Annotated in this window: 15 protein-coding genes; 6 read left to right on the top strand and 9 right to left on the bottom strand. The window is 42.6% G+C overall.

What is annotated here, in order from left to right; genetic code table 11:
• The first annotated feature begins 84 nt into the window (after nucleotides 1-84).
• The 6 genes from MR764_RS08415 (at nucleotide 85) to MR764_RS08390 (ending at nucleotide 10,381) form a co-directional block, all read left to right on the top strand.
• The gene (locus tag MR764_RS08415) at nucleotides 85-2,757 is read left to right on the top strand and encodes a glycoside hydrolase family 3 protein (RefSeq protein ID WP_247978968.1); all 2,673 of its coding nucleotides are present in this window, start codon (nucleotides 85-87) and stop codon (nucleotides 2,755-2,757) included.
• Nucleotides 2,758-2,792: 35 nt separating this feature from the next.
• The gene (locus MR764_RS08410) at nucleotides 2,793-5,237 is read left to right on the top strand and encodes a hypothetical protein (protein ID WP_247978967.1); all 2,445 of its coding nucleotides are present in this window, start codon (nucleotides 2,793-2,795) and stop codon (nucleotides 5,235-5,237) included.
• Nucleotides 5,238-5,283: 46 nt separating this feature from the next.
• Nucleotides 5,284-6,162, top strand: a complete 879-nt coding sequence (locus MR764_RS08405) for an MliC family protein (RefSeq protein ID WP_247978966.1) — start codon at nucleotides 5,284-5,286, stop codon at nucleotides 6,160-6,162.
• A 160-nt stretch (nucleotides 6,163-6,322) separates the two neighbouring features.
• The gene (locus MR764_RS08400) at nucleotides 6,323-7,510 is read left to right on the top strand and encodes a serine hydrolase (protein WP_247978965.1); all 1,188 of its coding nucleotides are present in this window, start codon (nucleotides 6,323-6,325) and stop codon (nucleotides 7,508-7,510) included.
• A gap of 78 nt (nucleotides 7,511-7,588) precedes the next feature.
• The gene (locus tag MR764_RS08395) at nucleotides 7,589-9,115 is read left to right on the top strand and encodes a DUF5060 domain-containing protein (protein ID WP_247978964.1); all 1,527 of its coding nucleotides are present in this window, start codon (nucleotides 7,589-7,591) and stop codon (nucleotides 9,113-9,115) included.
• 411 nt (nucleotides 9,116-9,526) lie between these two features.
• Complete coding sequence (locus MR764_RS08390; RefSeq protein WP_247978963.1) at nucleotides 9,527-10,381, top strand: glycerophosphodiester phosphodiesterase; 855 nt, start codon at nucleotides 9,527-9,529, stop codon at nucleotides 10,379-10,381.
• 254 nt (nucleotides 10,382-10,635) lie between these two features.
• Here MR764_RS08390 and MR764_RS08385 read toward each other — a convergent pair whose 3' ends face one another.
• The 9 genes from MR764_RS08385 to MR764_RS08345 form a co-directional block, all read right to left on the bottom strand.
• Nucleotides 10,636-11,769, bottom strand: coding sequence for an acyltransferase (locus MR764_RS08385; protein WP_247978962.1), 1,134 nt, complete (start codon nucleotides 11,767-11,769; stop codon nucleotides 10,636-10,638).
• A gap of 245 nt (nucleotides 11,770-12,014) precedes the next feature.
• Nucleotides 12,015-12,407: a DUF302 domain-containing protein gene (locus MR764_RS08380; protein ID WP_247978961.1), complete on the bottom strand. Its 393-nt coding sequence runs from the start codon at nucleotides 12,405-12,407 to the stop codon at nucleotides 12,015-12,017.
• A gap of 177 nt (nucleotides 12,408-12,584) precedes the next feature.
• Nucleotides 12,585-14,861 carry a tetratricopeptide repeat protein gene (locus MR764_RS08375; RefSeq protein WP_247978960.1) on the bottom strand — a complete coding sequence of 759 codons (2,277 nt, stop codon included), beginning with the start codon at nucleotides 14,859-14,861 and terminating at the stop codon, nucleotides 12,585-12,587.
• Nucleotides 14,862-15,340: 479 nt separating this feature from the next.
• Nucleotides 15,341-15,892 carry a 2-oxoacid:acceptor oxidoreductase family protein gene (locus tag MR764_RS08370; protein ID WP_247978959.1) on the bottom strand — a complete coding sequence of 184 codons (552 nt, stop codon included), beginning with the start codon at nucleotides 15,890-15,892 and terminating at the stop codon, nucleotides 15,341-15,343.
• A gap of 12 nt (nucleotides 15,893-15,904) precedes the next feature.
• Nucleotides 15,905-16,690, bottom strand: coding sequence for a thiamine pyrophosphate-dependent enzyme (locus MR764_RS08365; protein WP_247978958.1), 786 nt, complete (start codon nucleotides 16,688-16,690; stop codon nucleotides 15,905-15,907).
• Between the two features lie 13 nt (nucleotides 16,691-16,703).
• On the bottom strand, nucleotides 16,704-17,825 hold the full coding sequence (locus tag MR764_RS08360) for a 3-methyl-2-oxobutanoate dehydrogenase subunit VorB (protein WP_247978957.1): 1,122 nt from the start codon (nucleotides 17,823-17,825) through the stop codon (nucleotides 16,704-16,706).
• A gap of 33 nt (nucleotides 17,826-17,858) precedes the next feature.
• Complete coding sequence (locus tag MR764_RS08355; protein WP_247978956.1) at nucleotides 17,859-18,086, bottom strand: 4Fe-4S binding protein; 228 nt, start codon at nucleotides 18,084-18,086, stop codon at nucleotides 17,859-17,861.
• Nucleotides 18,087-18,490: 404 nt separating this feature from the next.
• On the bottom strand, nucleotides 18,491-19,057 hold the full coding sequence (locus MR764_RS08350; protein WP_247978955.1) for a Crp/Fnr family transcriptional regulator: 567 nt from the start codon (nucleotides 19,055-19,057) through the stop codon (nucleotides 18,491-18,493).
• A 39-nt stretch (nucleotides 19,058-19,096) separates the two neighbouring features.
• Nucleotides 19,097-20,422, bottom strand: coding sequence for a pyridoxal phosphate-dependent aminotransferase (locus tag MR764_RS08345; RefSeq protein WP_247978954.1), 1,326 nt, complete (start codon nucleotides 20,420-20,422; stop codon nucleotides 19,097-19,099).
• Nucleotides 20,423-20,492: the final 70 nt, after the last annotated feature.

Raw genomic sequence — 20,492 nt, 5'->3', positions numbered from 1 at the left:
AGAAGTATAATAGCGTGTTCCAGCTCATCTTCTTAAAATTATTTTATCTTTATCGATAGTTTTTAAACTATTTTAATAAATACTATGATCCGGAAGTTCGTTATTCTGACCACCCTGACAATTTCCCTTCTTTCATGCAACAAAACCGATAAAGTCATTTACAAAGATTCCGCTGCTCCGGTCGACCAGCGAGTAGACGATTTGTTATCTCGCATGACACTGGAAGAAAAGTTCTGGCAACTCTTTATGATTCCGGGTGATTTAAGCGATGGAAAAGAAAGATACAAACACGGTATTTTTGGGTTCCAGGTCGCCACCAAGGGCAAATCGGGGAACTCGGCAGAACAACTGCTTGATTATTCCGGAGGCAGCAACGCGCGACAAACAGCGGAACTGATCAATAACATTCAAAAATATTTTGTGGAAGAAACCCGTTTGGGGATTCCGATTATTCCTTTTGATGAAACGCTTCACGGACTTGTTCGGCCGGGAGCAACTGCTTTTCCTCAGGCGATTGCACTGGCAGCCAGCTGGGATACTACCATAATGCAGCAAGTGGCGCACGCCATCGCCACCGAAACCAAATCACGCGGTATCCGCCAAATACTTTCTCCCGTGGTAAACATTGCACGTGATGTACGCTGGGGACGCATAGAAGAAACCTATGGAGAAGACCCGTACCTCACCTCAAAAATGGGGGTTGCCTTTGTTTCTCAGTTTGAAAATATGGGAGTTTTAACCACACCCAAGCATTTTATTGCCAACGTGGGCGACGGCGGACGCGACAGCTATCCGATTCATTTTAACGAGCGTCTTCTCGAAGAAATTTATTTCCCGGCTTTTAAGGCCTGTTTTAAAGAAGGTAAATCGTGGTCGGTAATGACGTCGTACAATTCGCTTGATGGACGGCCTTGTACAGCGAACGACTGGCTGCTGAACAAAAAATTAAAAGAAGATTGGGGTTTTGACGGTTTTGTTATTTCAGATGCTGGAGCTACCGGGGGTGCGAATGTCCTGCACTTTACCGCAAAAAACTATGCTGAAAGTACCGAACAGGCAATTGAAAACGGACTGGATGTTATTTTTCAGACTTCTTACGACCATTATCCGCTTTTTTGGGAAGCTTTTGAAAAAGGAATGATCGATGAAGAAGCGATCGACGAGGCTGTTCGCCGGGTGCTTCGGGCCAAATTCAAACTTGGTTTGTTTGAAAGTCCTTACATCGATGCGAAAGAAGCCGATAAATTTAATGGTACCCAGGAACACCGCGAACTGGCAAAAGTGGCGGCGCAGAAATCGATCGTCTTACTAAAAAATGAAAACGAAACACTTCCACTTGGCAAAAATATTCAGTCACTTGCTGTAATTGGCGTTGATGCCCAAGAAGCACGTTTGGGCGGTTACTCCGGCCCAGGAAACAATCCGGTCAGTATTCTGAATGGCATCATAAATAAAGTGGGTGAAAAGAACGTAAACTATGCGCCGGGTTGTGGAAGGCAAGTTGCAAATTACACGACTGTACCATCTTCTTCGCTCTTTACGATTGAAAACGGAAAGAAAATCAACGGACTAACAGGCGAATATTTTAACAACAGCGAATTAAACGGAGAACCTGCGCTGACCAGAACTGACCGGCAGTTAAATTTTGGCTGGACCTTGTTTTCGCCCGATCAGGAAAAAATTAATTACGATTGCTACTCGGTAAGGTGGACGGGCAAATTACTTGCTCCGGAAACAGGAACTTTTGAAATTGGAATTAAAGGCGACGATGGCTACCGCATTTACATCGATAATCAACTAGTGCTTGACAACTGGAAAAAACAAACGGTCAGAACTTTAACGACAAAATATAATTTCAAAAAAGACAAGGAATACGACTTGGGTATTGAATTTTTTGAAACCGTTGGAAATGCCCGCTTAAACTTTATTTGGAATGTGGGCATCAAAGATGAATCGGAACAAAAGATCGCCGAAGCAGTGGCACTGGCACGAAAAAGTGATGTAGCCGTTGTAGTGGTGGGAATAGAAGAAGGCGAATTCAACGACCGTGCCTATCTTTCGCTTCCGGGGAAACAGGAAGAATTGATTCAAAGAGTTGCTGAAACCGGAAAACCGGTAGTTGTAGTATTGGTAGGAGGAAGCGCCATTACCATGACCAACTGGATCGACAAAGTACCAGCTATTGTAGACGTTTGGTACCCCGGCGATGAAGGCGGAAATGCAGTGGCAGATGTACTGTTTGGAGATTACAATCCAGCCGGCAGACTCCCGGTCACTTTCCCGGTGCACGAATCGCAACTTCCGCTCTATTATAACCATAAACCCACAGGCCGTGGCGATGATTACCGCAACCTCACCGGAAAGCCGCTTTTCCCCTTTGGATTTGGCCTGAGCTATACCGAATTTCAGTACAGCGACCTCCGGTTCGACAAGCAACAGATTGGGCAGAATGAAAGCACAACAGTACACGTTAATGTTACCAATACAGGTAATTCCGACGGAGATGAAGTAGTTCAGCTCTATGTCCGCGATCTGCTCGCATCGGTAGCGCGGCCCTTAATGGAACTAAAAGGCTTTGAACGCATTCACCTGAAAAAAGGGGAAACCAAAGAAGTGAGCTTTCGCATAACACCGGAAACGCTGAAAATGCTCAACGAAGAGATGCACTGGGTAGTAGAACCGGGAGATTTCCGGATCATGGTGGGAGCGTCTGCCAACGATATCCGCCAGCGCGGGATCCTCAATGTGAAAGAATAAATAAAATTTACTGAAACCTACTTAAGACCAATAAAATGAACCTAAAATTGAAAACAGCCTCCATCTACTTCTTATTTTTCATGTTTATAATTACTTCATGTTCTGTTGAAAAAGGAGAAGAATACCAGCTTGAGAACTGGACAATGGTCATCAGCAACAAAGGGAAGATCATTGAGTTGAAAGACCATACAACCAACATGGGCCATTTGCTTCCCGAGCGTGAATCATGGCTGATCACACTAAAACAGGACACAGTTATTCTGACACCTCAACAAGCAACTTTTCAAAAGGATAAAAATCGGGTTACGCTAACTTTTGACGATAACATTTCGGTGGAGGTAAATATTCATCCTAAAAAAGATCATATAACTTTTGCAGTGGCATCTATTTCTTCGGAAGATGGAATTGACGCATTGATCTGGGGACCATATTACACCGACCTCAACAACAGCATTGGTGAAGTAGTAGGCATCGTTCAGGGTGAGGAATTTACGATGGGCTTGCAGACTTTGAATCCAAAAACATTGGGTGGCTATCCGTGGACTGACGATGATTTTCTTCCTCAACTGGATATTTTCAGCCAGTCGGATTCTGAAAATCTGGAAAAAGAAGAAGGCACGCCTTACACGCTTTACTCGGTTGAAGCTGCGAAACCAGTGCATAACGGCAGCTCGCTGCAGGCGTACACGCGTAACAGAAGTCACGACCGGGTGATCAAAAACTGGGGACATGAGAAATACCTTGCTCCGGCATACAACGATGGCGGATTGGTGGGTTCAAAAATTGCCCTTTTCGGATGCGCTACCGAAAACACATTGCACACCATCGGAGAGATTGAAGTGGCAGAAGGCCTTCCCCACCCGACCATTAACGGTGAATGGGTGAAAACTTCTCCGGTGATCAATTCGTCGTATCTGATCATGGATTTTAACGAACAGAACATGGAGGAATGCCTCAAATACACAAAACTTTCAGGCTTCAATTATTTGTACCACAGCCATCCGTTTGCATCGTGGGGACATTTTCCGTTGCTGCAAAACCAGTTTCCGAATGGTTACGACGGGATGAAAGCCTGCGTAAAAAAGGCAGAAGCAGAGGGAATTCACATCGGCATGCACACACTCACCAATTTTATTAATACCAACGATCTTTACGTAACACCGGTTCCGGATAAAAGACTGGCAAAAGTTGGCAGCTCTGTGCTGACAAAAGCTATTGGAGCAACTGAAACGGAAATTGAAATTGAGTCGCCCGACTATTTCAACCAGTTTCAAAACAACAACCTGCGCAGCGTAGTAATTGATGATGAAATCATTCGTTACGGCTCGGTTAGTGAAAATGTGCCGTGGAAATTGCTCAACTGTCAACGCGGTGCGTTTGGAACAACTGCAGCTGAGCACAAAACAGGAAGCAGCATCGGGAAACTGGCTGACCACGCGTACAAAGTTTTCCTGGGAAATGCGGAACTCGACAAGGAAATTGCAGAAAACATTGCTGATTTTATGAATTACACAGGAGTGCGCATGCTCGATTTCGACGGTGTGGAAGGAACCTCGTCTACCGGATTGGGAAAATATGGTGAAGCACTGATGGTTTCGCAATGGTACAATCACTTAAACGACGATTTGAAAAGCCATTTTCTGGTGGGTTCGAGCCGGACACAGCATTACCTGTGGCACATTTATTCGCGGATGAACTGGGGCGAACCCTGGTATGCCGGTTTCCGCGAAAGTCAGACAGAGTACCGCCTGGCTAATCAGAAGTTTTACAAACGCAACCTGATGCCGGGAATGCTCGGGTGGTTCAGAATGATAGAAAGCACGCCAGTAGAAGATATCGAGTGGATGATGGCCCGTTCTGCCGGTTACAACGCAGGATTTGCCTTTGTTACCAGCCTTCAGACGATTCATGCAAACGGCAGTGCCGAAGAGATTTTCCGGATCATGAATTTGTGGGAAACAGCCCGTTTGGCCGGATTGTTTCCGGAAGATGCCAAAGAAAAAATGCGGGATACATCCACCGAATTCCGCATGAAAAAAGTTGAAGACGGATCGCTGATGCTTACCGAAGTTTTCTCACACAAATTTCAACACGAAAACAAAACCCGTCAACCCGGAGAACCTTTGCATTCTTCTTTCGAATTTGAAAACAAGGGAGCAGAGCAGCCTTTAGGAATGATTATAACCGCTCAAAATGCCGATGTTTCAGATATTAAAATGGAGATCAATAATTACAAAAACCTCTCTTTTCCCATTGTTCTGAAGAAAGACCAGAGCATAAAAATTACGGGAACGGGAGAAGCGGTTGTGTACGATAAAAACTGGAATAAATTACAGTCATTTACTCTTGACAACTCTGATGTTCTTGTTTCGAAAGGCAAGCAAACCGTTACCTTTGACTGCAAATTTCGCAATGCCGGAGACAACGCCAACGTAAAAGTGGAACTGATTTTGTTAGGCGACGAAACAAAAATCGACTAACAGTATTTTCACAAAACAAAAGCTATACAGAAAACAGATGAGAACAATGAGAAAACTATGGGTGCTTGCTTTCGCAATTCTAGGACTTGCAGCTTGCCAACATTCGGCCCATAAAACCAACGAAACCCCAAAAGTCCAACAAGAGAAAGCCGAAGAAGCGAAAATCTATGTTTCAACCGATGGCAATTCACGTTTTTCAGTAAACTTCATCGACAGCGAAAACATTCAGGTAACGAATCTGAGTGATGGGAAAAAATACAACCTCAAAATAACTCCGGCAGCCAGCGGTGCAAAATATTCGGATAGCGAAGGCCATGTTTTCTGGACAAAAGGCAACGATTTTATGTGGATGAAAGATGACGAACTGCTCACATCCGGAAAAATAACATCACAGGATCAAGGCCAGAAAGAAAGGAATACAGCATTCAACAAAACATTGGAATTGCAGGGCATTGGCTTCAACATAACGGCAACACGCAACAACGGTATGTCGGAGGTAACCATTTCGCCTTTCGGTCTGGAGATCGATAACCGGCCGGTAACTCATCAAATGGAAGGAAGCATTACCGATGCAGAAATTGAGGATTTGAATGCCGATGGTTCTCCCGAAGTGCTGATTTATTCGCGTTCGGATGGTAGCGGAAGCTACGGAAATGTTCTCGCCTACTCTGTTAACAACCGTAAATCGATGAGCGATGTGTACTTTGATCCGGTAACCGGAAACCCGGCTTTGAGCAAAGGCTACATGGGGCACGATGAATTTCGCGTGGTTGAAAATTACCTGGTACAACGTTTCCCCATTTACAACGAAGGAGACAGCAATGCGAAACCAACCGGCGGTATCCGGCAAATCACTTACAAGCTGTTGAATGGCGAAGCCTCCAGACGTTTCGAGGTAAAGGATATTATTACGCTCGATCGTTGATCATTAATTGGCAAATCCCTGCAGACTATTATAAAATTTTACCCAGCGCTATTGCATGATAAGTTAGGCCTCATCCCAAATTGCATATCCTTTAGAGAATAAATGATTTGCTTTGTGTCGACATTTCGCTGAACTTTACAAGAACAAAAGTTCTCTCGTTATGAAAAGCTCAGGGCCATTGATCGCAGCAATTATCCTTCTTATTCTGATGTTCACCCAAACCGGTTGTCAGGTATCTGCAGGAACCGATTCGAAATATAAAATTCCGGTACAATTAAATGATGGACTGCAAACCGGCGATGCTGCAGCCATGAATATAGATACCGAATTACTGGAAGATGCTGTAAAAGCTATCCAAAAGGGGAAATACAACGAAGTCCATTCCATGTTGATCTACAAGAACAATAAACTGGTGATGGAAGAGTATTTTGAAGGGTACAATTACCAATGGGATGCTCCGAAATATCAGGGAGAGCTGGTGAAGTGGGATAGCAATAAACGACACCCTGTGATGTCGTGCACCAAAAGCGTAACTTCGGCCTGCATTGCCATTGCGATCGAAAAAGGATTTATCGGGAATGTTCATCAATCGATTTTTGACTATTTACCCGAACATCAACAGCTTCGTACCAACAACCGGAACTACATCACCATCGAACACTTACTAACCATGACTTCCGGATTGGCCTGGAACGAGTGGAGCTCGCCTCATGGAGGAGATTTCACCAACGACATTGACCATCTTTACACGGTTGATGATCAAATAAGCGCTGTTTTGGAAAGAGAATGGTGGGCAGAACCGGGGCAATTCTTTACCTACAACGGAGGCGGCATGGTCATTTTGGGCGAAATCATTAAAAATGCTTCGGGGATCGACATTGAAGAGTTTTCCAATACCTATTTATTTGAACCTCTCGGAATTGAAGCAACGCCATGGATGCGCTACAAAAACGGCAGGATTGAGTCGGCAGGTTCTTTAAGTTTTACGCCCAGAAGCATGATCAAATTCGGAGCCTGTTATTTAAATAACGGTGTGTGGAACAACCAACAAGTTATTCCGGCCGACTGGATAGTCAAAAGTTCGGAGCCTTATGGCAACAATCACGGGATAAAAATCCCGATTGAAGATTCGGGAGAAAATGGCTATGGCTACAGTTGGTGGACAAGCGAAATGAACCATCGCCGCAAAGCAATAAAGATGTATCGTGCCAACGGCTGGGGAGGCCAGGTTATCCAGGTCCTTCCCGAACTTGATATGGTGGTTGTTTTTACCGGCGGTAATTACGTCAAAAAATCAAGGCTTTTTAAATTGACCCGGAAATATATTCTCCCCGCAGTCTTGCACTAATTGATGAGCAGAATCTTCTTTTATTCTAACTGATAATTAGTAAATTCGATCCTATAAACCATTCTAAACCTTCTTTGTATGTTCTCTTTTCGATCCTATTTAATTGTTTTGTTTTTTGGGATGTCAGCCAGCTGTTTTGCTTTTTCGGGCAGTAGCGCCAAAGTGGAGATGTGGAAACGTTTCGAAATCAGTTTTGAAAACTTGTCGTGGCAGGGAAATCCATTTGATATTATTTTGGAAGCTACCTTTACCAGTCCTTCGGGCAGAACCTTAAAACACTTTGGTTTTTATGCCGGAAAGAATGTGTGGAAAATATATTTCATGCCCGACGAAAAAGGAAATTGGACCTGGCAAACACATTCTGAAGATGTTGATTTGGACGGCAAATCGGGAAAATTTACCTGCATCAACTCATCGCTCGATGCACAATTGGTTCCGGAGGGGAAACACTGGCGGCTCAAAGCGGGCAAAGGAGATTTCCCGGTGATTTGGAGTCCTCCTTATCCCGATGGAACACATTGGGGATTCAGGGGCAATAATACTTCAGATCCGAAGGTTCAGGAAGCGCTGAAATTTGCCGACGAAGTAGTCGGTGCCCGTATACTCGGAATCGGAGACCTTGTTACTGTTCCCATCGATTGGGCGAAAGACTGGCCCCAAAGCGCGGTACCCTACGTGAAAGGAAAAGAAGGCGATGAATTTTATTTGCCTTTCTGGGATAACCTGAATGCACTTATGGATGCGGCACGCGACCGTAACATGGGAGTTTATGTAATGCTATACAGTGACGATGCACTAACACCCGACAATTTTGGAATAAAGCCGCGTTCAGAAAAAGAATTACGATTGTTTCGCTATGTAATTGCCCGGCTGGCCTGCTATCCGCATATTTTGTGGGATTCAGGAATCGACATCAGCGAATACCGCAATAATGAATGGATCAATTGGTATGCCTCGTGGTTTTATACGCACGATGCCTGGAAGCACCCGGTGAGCAGCAGGTCGGGAGGTGGCAGCGGCGGAATAATGCCAGAAAAAGGAACCTACTACAGTGTTGGCGGGGCAACGCTTCCCAGCCGATCCGATTTTTTGAACTTTCTTGAAAACACGCAGGTACCCATCGCACACACCGATCACTGGCGACCTTTTATCAAGCGGGGAAACTGGAACATCAAAAAACTAAGACTGGCCACCTGGCGATGTGGTTTAACGGGCGCACAGGCGCTGTTTCCCGATTTTAACCAGGGAATCATTCAGTTTGATGTTGTGGATGAAGGAGCAAAACAAATTGGAATCGCCACGCATTTCTTTAAAAATGAACTCCGTTTCGACCTGCTTGATTTGCTCCCGCACGATGAGCTGATTTTGGAAGGCGACAATGTCATTCTGGCTGCCAATCCGGGAAATGAATATGTGGTTTATGCCGAAGACGGTGGTAGCTTTAGCATCGACTTTTCAGACGTTCACCAGACCTTTACTACAGAGTGGTATAACCCGCTCAACGAAGAAATAATTCCCAACGGGAAAATCAAGGGAGGTAGCATTCAACCGTTTAATACGCCAACCAAAGCAACGGATTGGGTGCTTCACATCTATCGCCGGTAAAACAAGCGCTTTAGAAAAGCCTAAAAACACTACTTATTTAAAGTTGCCGCTTCTGATAATAATATCCGATTATTGAGGAATAAACCCAAAAATGTTTAGGGTTATTGTTTAATGTACATAATAACAAACTCTGTTTTCTAAAAAAATTATACTTTAGGCAATCGTTACTGGCATATAATGATTTGAAAAAGAACATAAAATATTTATTCAGAAAATCAGCAATCTGGAACAGATCAGAAAATGGATCACCCAACTCAACCTAAAACAGGCCATGTATCATTTAAAATAGCTCTTCTATTTTTGGGATAATACCATTGTTTTACTTAAGATGTTTTTGATCGTGAAACCTTTTCTGTTTAACTAAATTGGATGTATTAAACCTTTTTTATTAACCAACTAAAATCAATCCGTATGAACAGATTAAAATTGAAACAAAAGCTTTTTAATAATTTTCGTGTATCGACAGCATTTGCCATCCTTTTGTTGTGCAGTGCAACGCTAAGTGCGCAGCAAGCAGAGATAAAAGTGTTTGCCCACCGTGGGGGCAAAATGGAGTTTGCAGAAAACACCTTACAGGCTTTTCAGGAAGTGTACAAAAAAGGGTTAAGAGGCTATGAAACTGATGTGAGACTAACAAAAGACAAGCATTTGGTTATTTTTCATGACGACAATTTCAAACGGATTTTTGGTGTTGAAGGTTCCGTGGAAGAATCTACGCTGGAAGAAATTAAAGCACTGCGTACGAAAGACGGATATCAGATTCCAACATTAGACGAGGCTTTGGAGTTTTTTAACAGTAAGCCCTGGTTGTATATCGAGTTTGAAATGAAAACCACCGGCTCATTTTATACTGAAAAGGTGCTGGAAGAGTATTGCGATGAACTGTATGAAAAAATTCATGCCCATAAACCTCCGACTTCCGATTATTTAATGACCTCTTTTGATTCCCGCCCGCTAAAGTATTTGAGAAGCAAATATCCGTCAGTTGATTTGCTATTGATAAAAGGTGAGGGACTTTCTGAAAAAGTGTTGGAAGAAGCAAAAGCACTTGGTATAAATCGTGTGGGATGTAAAATTGAAGGGACAACCCGTGCAATGGTCAGAACCGCCAAAAAGCAAGGATTTATTATAAGCCTGTGGCCGGGATCATCAATCGACGACTTTATTCTGGCCATAGGACTGGAAAGTGATTATGCCTGCTCCGATGTTCCGGTGGCTGTTTATGAGTGGGTGAAAGAAAATGCCCCGTGGATTACGCTGAAGTAAATCAGCATAGGTCAAACGCAACCTCCATTCAAAAAGCTGGAATGACGGCGAATCGGAAGAACCGGTTCTCCGTTATTCCGGCAAAATAGTGAAGAACAAAATTTAGTTTAGAATACCCACCCAAACGCCGCATTCTTTACATACTCCAATTGAATTTCGGTTCACAAAACGACAGTCGCCGGGTAACATAAAATCTGTCGTTTTTCTTCTCGCGCGTTTTAACGCTTTCAGTAACTAAATAGCAAACCAATCAATTACATAAACTTTTTAACCAGCCATTTTCTTACCGGAACGTCGTATAATTTCATACTAAAATGAGCCAGTACAATCGATGCGATCAGCACAACAACTCCGTGAATCCAGGCATCTTTGAGGGAGGCCTTCGTATCCACTACCCAAGCAGTATAAATGTAAATTAAAGGATAATGCGTGATGTAAATCGGGTACGAAATATCTCCGAGAAATTTACAAAGCCTCGCTCCCACTTTGCTGTAAATTTCACCGCTGGCTCCGATATAAACCACCAAAGGAAAAAGAAAAATGATGGACAGAGAATCATACAATCCGTTCATCCACAAATGTTCGCTTCCTCCAATTCGGGGAATGGCAAGTATAGCAGTAACCAATAAACTACTCCATAAAAAAGCATTTTTAATACTTCCGGGCTTGACAAGACGCGAAAGTAACAAACCGGCAAAAAACGGATATAACAACCTCGTAAATCCAATATACAGTTGTTTGCCATCGAGCGACCAACCGCCAATAACATCGCCTTGCGGACTGGTTACCGCAAGATGTATTAACAAACATCCGAACAAGAATACAAACACGGCCAAGAGCTTATTCGAAAACTTGCGGACAAAAAGCGCATATAAAATATTGGCAATATATTCGAAGAACAACGACCACGCAGGACCATCCAAGGGGTGCATTTCGTCCCAGCCCCGAATATCCATCGATTTCGGAATAGGTATCAAAGTAAAACCAATCACCATCACCAGTAACATTTCCCAAACCGGTGTTTCACTGATTTTTGGGAAAAGCGTTGGCGAAGCACTAAAATAAAAACAAATGGCACCAACCACTGTCCCGAAAACAATCATCGGGTGAAGCCGGATCAATCTTCGTTTAAAGAAGTCTTTTAATGTCATCTTTCCCCACCGGTCGTCGTACGCATAACCAATTACAAAGCCGGAAAGAACAAAGAAAAAATCGACAGCCAGGTAGCCATGATTGATGATCTGAACCAGGTGATTGCCGCCGGTAAAAGCTTCCAATAAGTGAAACATTACAACAATAATGGCCGCCACACCGCGAAGGCCATCCAATATTTCATAGTGTTTTTTTGAGTCGGAAAAGACAGAGACTTGCTTAAGATTCGAGTTCATTTTTTAGGTTTAGTTTACCGGAATAATTGCTTACGAATTTTCAAAATCTAACACGAATTTATTACCCCTTAAATCCGTAGAGCGCTAGTTTTTATTAAAGAACCAAATATATTTTTTCTTTTTTAATTGCTTCCCTTGTTTTGAAACAATTTAGTGTATGCTGTACAATTTAATTCATAAAAAAAGCTATCTCATTCGCTCTTTATTGCTTATGAAATAGCTTTCTATCCCGGAATCTGCCGTTTCTAGCTCAGACTCTCTATCACATTTTTTAGTTTCCGTTGTATCTCGCCAGCAATTTCACCCAAGTTCTCATTTCCGACACTAATCATCGAAGCAACCGGATCAACGGCTGAAACCTCGACTTCGCCCTGATAGTTCTCTTCCACCACCACATTGCAAGGCAGAAAAACGCCGATTTTATCTTCGTTTTGTAAAGCTTTGTAGGCAAAGTGTGGATTGCAGGCACCCAGTATCTTATACTTCTTAAAATCCACATCGATCTTTGATTTAAGCGTGGCACTCACATCGATCTCTGTTAATACGCCAAAACCTTCTTTTTTTAATTCGGCAGTAACAAGTTCCAATGCCTCTTCGAAACTCCTGCCTTTCAATACTGCATTAAAATAGTAACTCATGGTTCTTCCATTTTTTGTGTAAGTTATGACAAGTATACACTATAACCAAGGATAGACCATATTGGTTTTTCACCAGGTACTTAAAGCAAAAAAGAAGATTCCTGACAAGCTATTTACTGACCTTTTAATATAAAAAAAGGAAATTATTCTACCGGATTTTAAAAGTGATCCATCAAACTACTGTTTAATAGTCTTTAACATCTCCACGGCTTGTTTCGATCCCATATGAGAGGCTTGTTGCAACAAACTGATTGCTTCAGCTTTATTTCCAACCGCCAATTGAGCCTTTGATAACAGGATGTAAACACTAATTTGTCGGGGTGCCGCAGAAATTACCTTTTTTAAATCGGCAATAGCCTGGTAGTAGTCTCCCAAATCCATGTAGCAACGGCCCCTGTTTTCGTATATCGCCGGTAAACGCGATTGATTGGTGCAATACTCAGCTGAAGATGAGAAACTTTGTTTGGCTTCTTCATATCTTTTCTGTTTGTAAAGGATGATTCCCCGGTTAAAGTGCGATAAATAATCGGATATATTTAAAGTGACAGCTTTTTCTAAATTTTGTAAGGCCAGTTCATCCTTTGTCTGATTAATGTAAATTACCCCCAATTTACCATACGCTTTATAATCGGTTGGATCAAGTTTAATTGCTTCATTAAAATCAGAAATAGCAGCACGCTCATCATTCATTTTCATTCTTGCTCTTCCCCTGACATAAAAATAATCGGCTATCTTTTCAAGCGATATTGCCTTGTCCAAATCATCAATGGCCAGTTTATACTGATCGAGCTGCAAGGCGGTATAACCCCTTTTGTAGTAGGCATCTGCCGACTTCGGAAATTTCGCAATGGCTTCCGAAAAACTTTTGTAGGCTTCGTTGTTCATCCCTTTTTCCTGAAGTATTTCCCCCTCGCGGATCAAGAACTCATCTTCGGCTAAAAACAGGGGATTAATTACCAACTCGGGATCGTACTTCATGTTTACGAATTCGGGAATATTGTTGGCGTATTTATCAAACGAGAAATTATCGAGATACACAGGTGGCGAATCGTTGCCGTTTTCGTCGATATGGGTTAAAAAGAGCTGCGTATAGGCTCCGAATTTTTTGGTGGAAAATACCAGCCATTTGCTGTTTGGAGACCAGGAATGCCACGAATTCATCACGTCCTGGTTACATGTAAGCATTCTTGCTTCTCCTCCTTCAGCCGGAACAATCCATAATTTGCTGTCTTTTTGAAGCAGCATAAAACTTTCGGCCTGGTTGTAAACGATCCATTTTCCATCGGGTGAAATTCGCGGGAAATAATTACTCATTCCATTTCCTGAGGCACCTTTCAACGGTGTTGCAATTCCGCCTCTTCCTTCGTTAAAAGGTATCGTATAAATGTCGTATTTAAAAAGCGAGTCGCGCGAAACATAACTTTGTTCAAATTTTTTGTAGCGCTCCATGTCTTTCAACTTTGCTCTTGATCCATTTTGTATCCCGCTTTCTTCATAATGTTTTGCTTTTGCTCTCGCGAAAAGGATGTTTTGTCCATCGGGTGTCCAAGCGGGATTCGACTGAACCAGATTGGTATCGGCAGCCCCCGGTAGAGGAGTGAACGTTTCATTAAACCGGTCGTAGGTCATTAAAATCCCTTTAAAAGGGAAAAACAATTGAGAAAATTCGAGGTCGTTTTGTTCGATAAATATCTCACAATCATGTAATGTGCTGATTGAATACCTGCCATCGGGCGACATCTTGGAAAGTAAGCCGTAGGTAAATGCACCGTTTTGCGATTCATCCCAATCAATAATGTTATCGTTGGTAAATTTTGTTTCCTTTTCGAATTCGGTAATAACATACGATCCTTTGTCGTTCGCTGCATCTACGTCCATTCCAATGTATTTTCCATCATCAGAAAAGGAATGGCAGTTGGCACAAACGGGTATATTTCCCAAAATACGATGCGGCTTTTCTTCGGTGCTGATGCTACCTAAATGCCAAAGCAGGTTTTTCATATTTTCTTTGGCAAACTTAAAAGGCAGTGGAACGCTTCTGAAAAAAATGGGTGCTTCAACTGCATCCTGCGAAATTGCAAAAGTAACTTTTCCCTCGCTTACTGTGCTTTTATTTATTCCCTGAACAGTAAGGGTATAATCCTGATTGTAGACATTGCACACATTACTCCAGGTTTCTTTCGACGGTTTCCACCTCGGTTCTTCAACACTAACTTTATCAACGATGATGTTTTCTCCCAATTTTAAGGTTACCAACCAGTTACTAACTTCCGGGGTGGTTTCGTTCCATACAAAGTTTGGAGGAGCAATGTCTTTCGGATAAAGCGTTCCTTCAAAAGGATAGAAAAAGGATATGTTTTGTGTTTTATCCTGACAAGACTGAAAACTAATAATGATACTAACAAAAAGTATAAAAGTGACAATCGAATTTAACCGGGTATTTTTATCTGACATCGTATCCTGATTATGAAAAATTAGAGACTGTAGGTTTTTGCAACAGGCACGAAATATGCAATTTTTGACTTGAATTAGAAAAAAATCACTTCAGATAATACCTGAAAATGATTATTTATAAAGTGTCTAAAAACAAGTTTAAAAATATTTAGATGCCCCGGATTGGCGGGAAATCGCCAAAGGAAACACCGATACATTTCCATACCAACACAGTTAAGGGAAAACCGCCATTGGCATCAAAGTTTTTTGCTATAACTCCACCAAACAATTGGTTGTCGGTATTTTCAGAAAATAAGTTGGTACTTATTTATGGATATGTATGATATAAAATGCTTTAAGCAAGGATATTTCCGGAGATGAATCGAATTTACAATGGTGCCAACCTCGCTGTCAGACGTGCTATATTTCTCTATTACCACAAATAAAAAGCCCCCCATCCTAAAAAGGATGAGAGGCTTCTGTGTCGTGATCTATATTTACTAAACTACATTCACCTCTTCCACAATTTCGCGGCCTTTTTGCATGGCATCGAGGTTAAGCGGAATAAGTTTATGATACCTTTCAGGCAGCGATTTTGCCAAACCTTTTTCAACATTGTCAAGCGACAAAATGGGGCGCACCTTAAGGTAACTGCCAAAAACAATCATGTTGAATACTTTGGGATTTCCCATTTCAACAGAAGCTTTGGTTGCCTCCACCTTAAAAATATTGATATCGGTTCGTGTAGGCGGATTAACGATTCCATTGGGATCGTAAAGCAAAACGCCTCCCGGTTTAACAGCCTTCTCAAATTTATCCATACTTTGCTGATTCAGGATAATGGCAGTATCGTATTCCTGCAACACGGGCGAACTGATTCGTGTATCGCTAACAATAACGGTTACGTTAGCCGTTCCACCGCGCATTTCGGGTCCGTACGAAGGAAACCAGGTTACTTCTTTATCTTCCATAATTCCTGAATAGGCCAGAATTTTGCCCATCGAAAGTACACCTTGTCCGCCAAAACCGGCGATTATCATTTCTTCTGTCATTGCTTCAAAAATTTAATTCTCGGAATGTTCACCTTTCACACTGTCTTTCATATCGCCCAAGGGATAATAAGGGATCATATTTTCTTCCATCCACTTATTGGAAGCCACCGGAGATAATTTCCATCCCGAGTTGCAGGTGGAAACTACTTCAACAAAAGAAGTTCCTTTTTTGTCGAGTACATTCTGAATAGCTTTTTTTACGGCTTTTTTACATTTGCGCACGCCACCGGCCGTATGAACCGACTGACGTGTTACATAAGATGTGCCGGGCAATTGCGCAATCAGGTTTGTGATCCTCATTGGGTAACCATTCAACTCAACGTTTCTTCCGTTTGGAGTGGTAGCAGTAACCATTCCCTCCAAAGTTGTAGGCGCCATCTGTCCGCCGGTCATCCCGTAAATACCGTTATTGATAAAAATAACCAGGATATTTTCTCCGCGATTGCAGGCGTGCATAATTTCAGCCGCTCCGATAGAAGCTAAATCGCCATCGCCCTGGTAGGTAAATACAAAAGCATCGGGATTAACCCGTGAAATACCAGTGGCGACTGCCGGAGCACGACCGTGAGCAGCTTCCTGCCAGTCGATGTCGATATAATTGTAAGCAAAAACGGCGCAACCTACCGGCGCCACACCAATGCTTTTATCCTGAAGTCCCATTTCATCGATGAGCTCAGCCAGAATTTTATGCACCACCCCGTGAGAACATCCCGGGCAGTAGTGCATTGGCGTATCAGTTAACAGCTTTGTTTTTTGATAAACCAGGTTTTCGGGTTTTATAATATCCTGAATATCCATCGTAACATCTGTTTTAGTAACTTCTTTTAACTCCATAACTTAACTCCCATGAAAATTTATCTTCCAAAGCCTCCACTACTTCAGTCGGTGTGGGAATAATACCCCCCATCCTTCCAAAATAGTTTACACGCGCATTGCTTCCGGCATCGTAAACGGCCAGTTTTATATCCTCGACCATCTGGCCGGCGCTCATTTCAACAGAAAGGAAACCCACTGCTTTTCGGGCCAGTTCTTTTATTATTGTTTTGGGGAAAGGGAACAAAGTAATCGGTCTTAATAAACCCACCTTTAATCCTTTGGCACGGGCTACTTCCACCGCTTTCTGGCAAACACGCGCCGCGGTTCCGAAAGCTACCAGAATAAATTCGGCATCGTCACACTGAATGGCCTCATAACGTACATCCTCTTCTTCCATCTTCCGGTATTTAGCCTGAAGATTAATATTTCTGACTTCCATATCGTTGGAAGCCATTTCGAGTGAAGTGATCACATTCTTTTTACGTGAAGACGGTTTTCCTGTTGTTGCCCACCCGCCATTTTTCTCTACCACTTCTTCTTTTGTCCAACGTGGCTTGTAATCGGCCAGCTCTACTTTTTCCATCATCTGGCCAATGGCGCCGTCAGCCAAAATCATGGCAGGATTACGGTATTTAAATGCCAGTTCAAAGCCCAGGTCAACAAAGTCGTTCATTTCCTGTACCGAAGAAGGTGCCAGAACAATTAATTTATAATCGCCGTGCCCTCCTCCTTTTACAGCCTGAAAATAATCGGCCTGCGAAGGTTGTATGGTTCCCAAACCCGGGCCGCCACGCTGTACATTTACCAGCAGACAGGGTAACTCGGCCCCGGCTAAATAGGAAATTCCTTCGGCCATCAGGCTAATACCCGGACTGGAAGAAGAAGTCATTATTTTTTTACCTGTTGCAGCCGCTCCATACACCATATTGATCGATGCAACTTCACTTTCAGCCTGCAGAACCACCATGCCGGTTTCCTTCCACGGTTCGCGGGCCATTAGTGTTTCCATTACTTCGGACTGAGGTGTAATGGGATAGCCAAAATAACCATCGCATCCGCAGCGGATGGCGGCTTCGGCCAGTACCTCATTACCTTTCATCAATTTTATTTCGCCCATTTTGTATGCTTCTTTTTTCGATGTTCAATTTAACTAACTCGCTTTTGCTCGATAAACCGTTATACAGGTATCCGGACAAACCACGCCACAATTGGCACATCCGACACACGCCTCCGGATTTTGCATATACGAATAATGATAACCTTTACTGTTAACTTCCAAATGAAGCGCCAATACATCATGCGGACAGGCTTCAACACATACACTACAGCCTTTGCATGCCTCCTTATCGACGACAACTGCTCCAATTACTTTTGCCATATGTCAATTTTTCTAACAAATTTAATGTTCTAAAACTATTGAAAAAACCTATAAATATCAGCAATTTAAACGAATTTAAATCACAGTTCTAATTATAAATTATATAGGGAAATTTACTTTCAGATTATAGTTTTGTCACAACTTTTCTTTTTGAGTTCTCACTTCAATGAACAAAACTATTTTATACAACATGAAAATTGCGCAACTATTGTTGCTTTTCGGAAGATGGGAAAGATTGAAAGAGATTGATGGAGATTGGAGAAGATCGATAAAGATTGACGAAGATTGATTGTGAGGGAGAAATTGTGCAACAGTTCGGATCCTTGTTGAAATAAGAATAAAATCCGAAAATCAACTGACAAGCCCGAAGCTCTGTGCTCTTTGCCCCTTGCTCTTTGCCTTTGCTACAACTTATAAAGTATCCGGGTTAAAATGTTCCGGTGGATTCCCAGATAGGAGGCGACATGCTGCCGTTGTACTTTTTGGGCCAGTTCGGGATAATCACCAAAGAATTTCCGGATGCGCTGTTCCGCATTCAGCGACTGAAACGAGTGAATGCGGTCCATCGCCTGAATGTAACTTTCCTCGGCCAAAATACGAACGGTACGCTCGAACTTATGATTCGAATCCAGTAAATCCTTAAACTGCTCTTTTTCGATGTAAATGAGTCTTGAATCTTCGTAGGCACGAATACATTCAGTTGAATCCTTGCCTAACACAAAACCACGGTGATTGCTCACGATAAAATTATTGGGAGGAAAAAAGAACCGCGAAACCCACTCGGTGCCGCTGTCCGACAAATAAGTGGCATAAAGAAGTCCTTCGAGTAAAATACCGATTTTGTGATTTTTCTCGCCGTAATCGATAAACAATTCGCCCTTCGGAAGCAACACCGGATCACTGTTCAGGTTAAAATCCTTTAGCAATTCCAGAGTGTGTTCGTATCGGGTAATTATTTTGTTTTTATCCATCTGCACTTCTCACCTCCGTATTACTCTTTCATGGAAATTTTACTGTTCAGTTTTTTTTGAAAAATTCTCGTTAAATAGTCTCAATCGGGTATCCAAATCTTCAAACTGACTGCGTTGAACAAACGATACACAAGCCCTGAGCCCTTGTTCGCTACTCCCCGTATTATCGAGCGCAATGGCACTTACACCATAATACAATAGATGAGCCACCAAGTCGTTACCGCTCATCCCAGGGTAACCAATGGTAAAATAAAATCCATCTCCGATCGGTACACCCAGGTCGGTTTTGTACACCAGTTCAAAGCCGTGTTTCAGGAAAAGCGCTTTCATTTGGTGCGCCCGCTCTCCATATTCCTTGATGCCTTCAACAAAATTGTAACGGCCTTCGTTCACCGCCTTTAACATTCCTGCCAAAGCCCATTGCGCAGAATGACTGGTGCCCGAAGAAAGCGAATACAACAAACGCAAGGTGACGATGGCTCCAAACGAAGTGCCTTTAAAGCGTTCCTGCAAATCGGGGTAATCGCGACCAAATAATTGATCTGAAATTGCCATAATCCCAATACGCTGACCGGCATATGAAAAGATCTTCGAACTCGAAATAAACAAGATATAATTATCGGTATAATTGGCTACACTTGGCTGATACGGAGGAACTCCGGGGATGGAAAGATCCTGACGGAGATCCATTCCAAAATAAGCAAGGTCTTCCATTACGATTACATCGTACTTGGTAGCCAGTTCGCCAATAATTTTTAGTTCGTCTTCGGTAAAACAAATCCAGGCCGGGTTATTCGGGCTGGAATAAATGATTGAATTGATATTACCTTTTGAAAGGATTGATTCCAGTTTTTCGCGAAGTTTTTCTCCCCTGAAATTGTAAACATCGAATGTTTCGTATTTCAGATCCAGCACCATCATCTGCTGTTTTTGCACCGGGAATCCCGGATCGATAAACAAAGCAGTCTCCTTCTTTTTATCGACATTGGCAGCCGCCAAAAAAGCGACAAAGGTTCCCTGCATAGAGCCGGTAGTTGGAATACAACCTTCGGGAGCGAGATCAACATTCAGGAAGTTTTTGATAAACTTCGAAGCTTCCTCTTTCAAGGGTTTAATACCGTCCACCATCGGATAAATGGCAGCCACTCCCCTGTCAAGCGCTTCCTTTTCGGCATCTACTCCCACCTGGGCCGGAGGTAATCCCGGAACACCCATTTCCATACGAACATATTTAAAACCGGTAGCTTCTTCTACCAGGTTTACCAATGCTACCAACTCTCGAATGGAGGCTTTGCCCACGTTCGGAATACGAAGTTGCTTTATCTTTTCATCGACAAGTGCCTTGTCTAATGGAGAATTGTTCATAAAACTCAATTGTTTAGAGTTTAAAGTTCAATGTTCAGAGTTGATTCTCGATATTGGATGCCGGATACCC

Origin of the sequence: Maribellus sp. YY47 (assembly GCF_023111095.1) — a bacterium.
Classification (GTDB): Bacteria; Bacteroidota; Bacteroidia; order Bacteroidales; family Prolixibacteraceae; genus Draconibacterium.
The sequence above is the reverse complement of the archived record's forward strand: the minus strand, read 5'-3'. Positions and strand labels throughout refer to the sequence as shown.

Bases quoted from the DNA above. Each gene is read 5' to 3' on its own strand.
- MR764_RS08415 (WP_247978968.1), top strand. From the start codon at position 85: ATGATCCGGAAGTTCGTTATTCTGACCACCCTGACAATTTCCCTTCTT.
- MR764_RS08410 (WP_247978967.1), top strand. From the start codon at position 2,793: ATGAACCTAAAATTGAAAACAGCCTCCATCTACTTCTTATTTTTCATG.
- MR764_RS08405 (WP_247978966.1), top strand. From the start codon at position 5,284: ATGAGAAAACTATGGGTGCTTGCTTTCGCAATTCTAGGACTTGCAGCT.
- MR764_RS08400 (WP_247978965.1), top strand. From the start codon at position 6,323: ATGAAAAGCTCAGGGCCATTGATCGCAGCAATTATCCTTCTTATTCTG.
- MR764_RS08395 (WP_247978964.1), top strand. From the start codon at position 7,589: ATGTTCTCTTTTCGATCCTATTTAATTGTTTTGTTTTTTGGGATGTCA.
- MR764_RS08390 (WP_247978963.1), top strand. From the start codon at position 9,527: ATGAACAGATTAAAATTGAAACAAAAGCTTTTTAATAATTTTCGTGTA.
- MR764_RS08385 (WP_247978962.1), bottom strand. From the start codon at position 11,769: ATGAACTCGAATCTTAAGCAAGTCTCTGTCTTTTCCGACTCAAAAAAA.
- MR764_RS08380 (WP_247978961.1), bottom strand. From the start codon at position 12,407: ATGAGTTACTATTTTAATGCAGTATTGAAAGGCAGGAGTTTCGAAGAG.
- MR764_RS08375 (WP_247978960.1), bottom strand. From the start codon at position 14,861: ATGTCAGATAAAAATACCCGGTTAAATTCGATTGTCACTTTTATACTT.
- MR764_RS08370 (WP_247978959.1), bottom strand. From the start codon at position 15,892: ATGACAGAAGAAATGATAATCGCCGGTTTTGGCGGACAAGGTGTACTT.
- MR764_RS08365 (WP_247978958.1), bottom strand. From the start codon at position 16,690: ATGGATATTCAGGATATTATAAAACCCGAAAACCTGGTTTATCAAAAA.
- MR764_RS08360 (WP_247978957.1), bottom strand. From the start codon at position 17,825: ATGGGCGAAATAAAATTGATGAAAGGTAATGAGGTACTGGCCGAAGCC.
- MR764_RS08355 (WP_247978956.1), bottom strand. From the start codon at position 18,086: ATGGCAAAAGTAATTGGAGCAGTTGTCGTCGATAAGGAGGCATGCAAA.
- MR764_RS08350 (WP_247978955.1), bottom strand. From the start codon at position 19,057: ATGGATAAAAACAAAATAATTACCCGATACGAACACACTCTGGAATTG.
- MR764_RS08345 (WP_247978954.1), bottom strand. From the start codon at position 20,422: ATGAACAATTCTCCATTAGACAAGGCACTTGTCGATGAAAAGATAAAG.